Below are 5236 nucleotides of genomic sequence, written 5' to 3'. Positions count from 1 at the left end.
ATAACCAACTACATTAATGATCGAAATGCGTTCGATTTCATATCCGCGCACCAACGCCTCGTCAAACGGCACATCCTGCATCGGCACAAACCGGCAGCCATCATCCACCTTGCTCCTGATCCAATCCAGCGCCACTAGCACCGGACGCCACACGGTATTGTTCGACCGGAATTCCAGAACCGAAAGCAGACTGGGCAGCATGCGCCGGTAATGATTGGCCCAGGACGAGCGCATCACCTTATATATGCGCCGGTCGAGAGCCCCTTTCGCCTGGCTCTCCTTGACGATCGCCGCCAGCTTGTCCTTGCCGACGATCGGGAAAATGACATCGCAGACGCGCCCCGCGGGCTCGTCGATCGAAGCACTGGCAATCTCAACCAGCAATCTTTCCTTGCCATAAACCCGCTCGATATCCTTCGCGATATCGCCGACCACCTTGCGTTTCGAGCGCGTCCCGATCTTGTGGACCGTCTCGAGCAGCAAATCGACCATCGCGTCCGTGAGCTGCGCTTGCCGTGACGAAAGATAAATTGCGTACAGTCCGATTTGTTTGGCCGAAGGGTGCCGCCGCATCTCCCAGGCCTTTTCGCCGGCGACACGGCGGACAATCTGTTCCACCCATGCCTTGCCGGTCGCCGACAGGATATCCCGTGGCAGATCAAGTTTCTGAATGAAGGCAAGTTTCGCCGTCATGCTGAGGATGTTGTCGAGCGACGCCTGGCCAGCATCACCTCTCATCGTATTGAAGCCGGTCTGGCCGTCTGCCTCAGCAATAGAAGCTTCCAGCAATGCGACCGTGCTTGCTGAAAGGCGAGCGCTCACCCCGGTCAACCAGTCGTCGAGATAGTGTTGCCGTTGCGAACGCACCAGGCGTTCCAGTTCCTTGTGCGACGGGCCGTATATGCAACGGTCCCGGCACCACAGAAAAACCTGCTCGAGCATGGCGCCGACCGATTGCCCGGTCGGACACAGTTCGCCAGCGATCCATAATGTCAGCTCTTCCCGATCGCACCGTTTCAGGCGCCGAAAGCCGAGGTACTGCAAAATCTCGGCACAATGCCGGCGCGCAGTCCGGCCGGAGAAATCATACTCGGTCATGGCGCCAGATTCGACGCCAAGCTGCTCGGCCAGCCAGGAAACGCTGTCGGCCGGGATCGAGGCATGGTCCTGTACAAAGAAGCCGTGCGCGGCGAAGAACTTAAGCTGAACCGCCAATCCCAGTCGCGCCGGGGCCGGCTTGCCGTTCACAAATTCAATATCCGAATAGCTCAGGCTCCAGCGCCCGATCAAATCCTCTCGCGAAATATGCAAACCCGTCACTCCAATCCCTAAAATTGGAGCAGACTGTCATTCCCCAGCAAAGCACTCGTCAATTAGCGAGACAATGTTCCCACAACGTTCTTCAACTTGGCCAAAATCCCAGCTTCGAGCCGACAGGGCCATTATGAGTCTGCGGCCTAAGAGCGCAAGGACATTACGCTGAACGAGATGGTGGAGCGGCTCATCGCCGAGCATTCGGCGCGGTGCTGTCACATTGATTGAGGGGTAAGGAAATTGAGGTAGCAGCGCGCCCATGACCGTGAGTGCACCGACCTACAAGAACCACCGCTATCCGATCGAAATCGTGGCCCGTGCTGTCTGGCTCTACTTCCGCTTCAATCTGAGCTTGCGCGATGTCGAGGAAATGCTGCTCGAACGCGGGATCGTCGTTTCCTACGAGACCATCCGCCGATGGTGCCGAAAGCACGGCCCTGATTATGCGCGCCGCATACGCCGCAAGGCGCCGACGAAAGATGATGTCTGGCACCTGGATGAAGTCGCGGTGCGCATCAACGGTCAGAAATGCTGGTTGTGGAGAGCGGTTGATCAGGACGGATATGTGCTCGACGAGATCGTCCAGACGCGTCGCAACAGCAAGGCCGCCAAGCGCCTGCTGACGTGACTTCTGAAGAAGCAGGGTCTGCCGCCAAAGCGTATGATCACCGACAAATTGCGCTCCTACGGGGCGGCCAAACGCCAGCTCATGCCGAACTTGGAACACCGCTCGCATAAAGGCTTGAACAACCGGGCGGAGAATTCTCACCTGCCGTTCCGAAAACGGGAACGAACGCGACAGGGTTTCCGGTCGGTCGGCTCATTGCAGCATTTCGTGTCGATCTTCTCCGCCGTCCGAAATCTCTTCGTCCCATCCCAGACCAACCGCTCCGCAGCACAAATTCGAGCCCATCGACGCCAAGCCATGGCCGCGTGGGAAGCCGTGAGTGCACCGCCTGCCTGAAAAGCGCGGTAGCAGCCTCACGCGGCCACATTGCAAACAACGTGACAACGCCAGAGGCAGTGTTCCACTTATAAATCGGGAATTCCTGTCCAAACCGAGCCACCTCTGGCTCTCTGTGCCCCTATTCAGCCGTTGCAACAAAACCGTAAGGACGCTTCTTCGAGCCCGCACGGGCCAGTCTGATCTTCAGTGCCATTTCTTATCTCCTAAAAGCTCTGATTTCGTTTGATTGCGTTAAGGCTGGTTGGGTCAGCCGGTTTTCGTCACGCCGTTGGCAGCGGCGATCTGTTCGTGGTGGCGGATCACTTCGCGGACGACGAAGTTGAGGAATTTTTCCGCGAAATCCGGATCGAGATGCGCGTCCTTCGCCAGCTGGCGAAGACGGGCGATCTGCTGTTGCTCGCGCGCCGGGTCGGCCGGCGGCAGGCCATGCTCGGCCTTCAGCACGCCGACCGCCTTGGTGCAGCGGAAGCGCTCGGCGAGCATATGGATGAGCGCCGCGTCGATATTGTCGATCGAAGCGCGGTAGCCGGCCAGGATGGTGCGCGCGTCGGCCATGTCCTTCTCTTCGTTCATGCGTATTCTCACTTCTTCTTGCCAAGGCCCGGCAGTCCGCCTCCGCCGAGGCCGGGAAGCCCCGGAAGTTTCATGCCGCCGGGCAGGCCTGGCAGGCCACTGCCGGGAAGTCCGCCGGGCAGGCCCTTCATACCGCCGAGGCCGGCGGCCTGCGCCTGCTTCTGCAAGGCTTCGAGCTGCTTGGGGTCCATCTTGGAGAGATCGGGCATGCCACCCATGCCACCCATCCCGCCGGGCATCATGCCGCCCAGGCCCATCTTGGAGGCGAGGCCCCCCATCATGCCACGCATCAGGCCGCCGCCTTTGCCCTTGCCGCCCATCGCCTTCATCATGTCGGCCATGCCGCGATGCATCTTGAGCAGCTTGTTGATCTCGGCGGCATCGGTGCCGGAGCCGGCGGCAATGCGCTTCTTACGCGAGTGTTTGAGAATATCGGGATTGGCGCGCTCGGCCTTGGTCATCGAGGAGATGATGGCGAGCTGGCGGCCGAACATCTTGTCGTCGAGCCCGGCGGCGGCCATCTGGTCCTTCATCTTGCCCATGCCGGGCATCATGCCCATGATGCCGCCCATGCCGCCCATCTTCGACATCTGCTGAAGCTGCTGGGCGAGGTCGTTCAGGTCGAACTTGCCCGACTGCATCTTCTTGGCCATCGCCGCCGCCTGCTCGGCGTCGATGCTCTCGGCGGCCTTCTCGACCAGGCTGACGATGTCGCCCATGCCGAGGATGCGGTCGGCGATGCGCTTGGGGTGGAATTCCTCCAGCCCGTCCATCTTTTCGCCGGTGCCGATCAGCTTGATCGGCTTGCCGGTGACGGCGCGCATCGAAAGGGCCGCACCGCCGCGGCCATCGCCGTCCATGCGGGTCAGCACCAGGCCGGTGATGCCGACACGCTCGTCGAAGCTCTTGGCCAGGTTGACGGCGTCCTGGCCGGTCAGCGAATCCGCGACCAGCAGGATTTCGTGCGGGCTCGACACCTTCTTGATGTCGGCCATCTCGACCATCAGCGGCTCGTCGATATGGGTGCGGCCCGCGGTGTCGAGGATGACGACGTCGTGGCCGCCGAGCTTGGCCGCCTGCACGGCGCGCTTGGCGATATCGACCGGGTTCTGGCCGGCAATGATCGGCAGCGTCGCGACCTTGGTCTGCTCGCCGAGTTGGCGCAGCTGCTCCTGCGCGGCGGGACGCCGCGTGTCGAGCGAGGCCATCAGGACCTTCTTGTTCTGACGCTCGGTCAGCCGCTTGGCGATCTTGGCCGAAGTGGTCGTCTTGCCGGAGCCCTGCAGGCCGACCATCATGATGACGACGGGGGCCGGCGCGTTGAGGTCGATGGCGACGCCCTCGGCGCCCAGCATGTCGACCAGCTCGTCATGGACGATCTTGACGACCATCTGGCCGGGCTTGATCGACTTCAGCACCGCGGCGCCGACAGCCTTCTCGCGCACCTTGTCGGTGAAGGACCGCACCACTTCGAGCGCCACGTCGGCCTCGAGCAGCGCACGGCGCACCTCGCGCAGCGCCGCCGAGACGTCAGCCTCCGACAGCGCGCCGCGGCCGGTGAGGCCGTTCAGGATGGAGCCAAGGCGCTCCTGCAGCGATTCAAACATCTTGCGTCCTTCGATCTCGGTTCGGGGTTCGATCCGAGAAGTAATGCGTTCGCGCCAAGTCGCCAAGCAAAAGCCCAAAACCAAAAAGCACCCGGGGGCGCACAGCGCTGCCGGGTGTTGGCCTCCAGGATCTGTTTACAGCACTGCCCCATAGAGGCTTCGGCGTCCGGTTCTGTTGCAAACTCTTTGGTTACGGGTTGTCTGGCAATGGCCTTCGCTGATTTTCGGAGGTTTCAAATGTTCAAGGGGCGCCATTTCGACCAATCTGTGATCCTGCTTTGCGTGCGCTGGTACCTTACCTCACATGGGCTTCTTGGGGTCAAGGGTTAAATTTAGCAACGCATGAGCAGAACTCCAGGACTGTTTCGGCATCCAAGGTCTGAGCCCGATTGCACCAATATCCCGCTTGCAGCGGGCAAGGGCTCAGGAGGATGAGACCATTCTACAAAACGGCATTCAGGCCATGCCAGGTATCGGTTCATCCACCTGGATCGGCCAGGACTGATCGGGTCCTGGCGGACTACGGGATTAGGGTCAAACAGGGCGTTGGTGCATGGATCCTTTGTCAACGGTTTGGCGATAGGCAGGCAGGATCGAAATCAGCTTGATGCGAGTGCCATGCCGTACAAACACAACGCCGATCGTCGTCATCACGTCGGAAAGATGAAATTCAGGGTGACGAATTGGCGTGACTACGAAGCAGGTCTGCGCCGGCGTGGAGCTATGGCGGAAAATGGGTGATGACGGTTTGAGAAGGGCGGCGTATCGAGGCGGG

3 protein-coding genes and 3 pseudogenes are annotated in these 5236 nt (G+C 60.7%); 3 read left to right on the top strand and 3 right to left on the bottom strand.

Features of this window, described 5'->3' with window-relative positions; all coding sequences use genetic code 11:
* A partial coding sequence (locus QQK95_RS00405) for a DUF4158 domain-containing protein (RefSeq protein WP_284267655.1) occupies positions 1-1320 on the bottom strand: 1320 nt, incomplete at its 3' end.
* A 253-nt stretch (positions 1321-1573) separates the two neighbouring features.
* Here QQK95_RS00405 and QQK95_RS00400 point away from each other — a divergent pair.
* Positions 1574-2278: pseudogene (locus tag QQK95_RS00400) on the top strand (IS6 family transposase).
* Between the two features lie 249 nt (positions 2279-2527).
* Here the strand turns inward: QQK95_RS00400 and QQK95_RS00395 are convergent.
* On the bottom strand, positions 2528-2854 hold the full coding sequence (locus tag QQK95_RS00395; protein ID WP_019862096.1) for a chorismate mutase: 327 nt from the start codon (positions 2852-2854) through the stop codon (positions 2528-2530).
* Between the two features lie 8 nt (positions 2855-2862).
* Positions 2863-4461 carry a signal recognition particle protein gene (gene ffh / locus QQK95_RS00390; RefSeq protein WP_284267627.1) on the bottom strand — a complete coding sequence of 533 codons (1599 nt, stop codon included), beginning with the start codon at positions 4459-4461 and terminating at the stop codon, positions 2863-2865.
* Positions 4462-4698: 237 nt separating this feature from the next.
* On the opposite strand from ffh, the pseudogene QQK95_RS33440 reads away from it, so the two are divergent.
* Both QQK95_RS33440 and QQK95_RS00385 read left to right on the top strand, forming a co-directional pair.
* Positions 4699-4773 (top strand): annotated as a pseudogene (locus QQK95_RS33440) (IS6 family transposase); the annotation flags it as partial.
* 306 nt (positions 4774-5079) lie between these two features.
* A pseudogene (locus QQK95_RS00385) lies at positions 5080-5187 on the top strand (IS5/IS1182 family transposase); the annotation flags it as partial.
* Between the last annotated feature and the right edge of the window lie 49 nt (positions 5188-5236).

The organism is Mesorhizobium huakuii, from assembly GCF_030160235.1.
GTDB classification, from domain to species: domain Bacteria; phylum Pseudomonadota; class Alphaproteobacteria; order Rhizobiales; family Rhizobiaceae; genus Mesorhizobium; species Mesorhizobium huakuii.
The sequence above is the reverse complement of the archived record's forward strand: the minus strand, read 5'-3'. Positions and strand labels throughout refer to the sequence as shown.

What these genes read in the sequence shown, in the direction of transcription:
- QQK95_RS00395 (WP_019862096.1), bottom strand. Translation starts at nt 2,854, where the DNA reads ATGAACGAAGAGAAGGACATGGCCGACGCGCGCACCATCCTGGCCGGC.
- ffh (WP_284267627.1), bottom strand. Translation starts at nt 4,461, where the DNA reads ATGTTTGAATCGCTGCAGGAGCGCCTTGGCTCCATCCTGAACGGCCTC.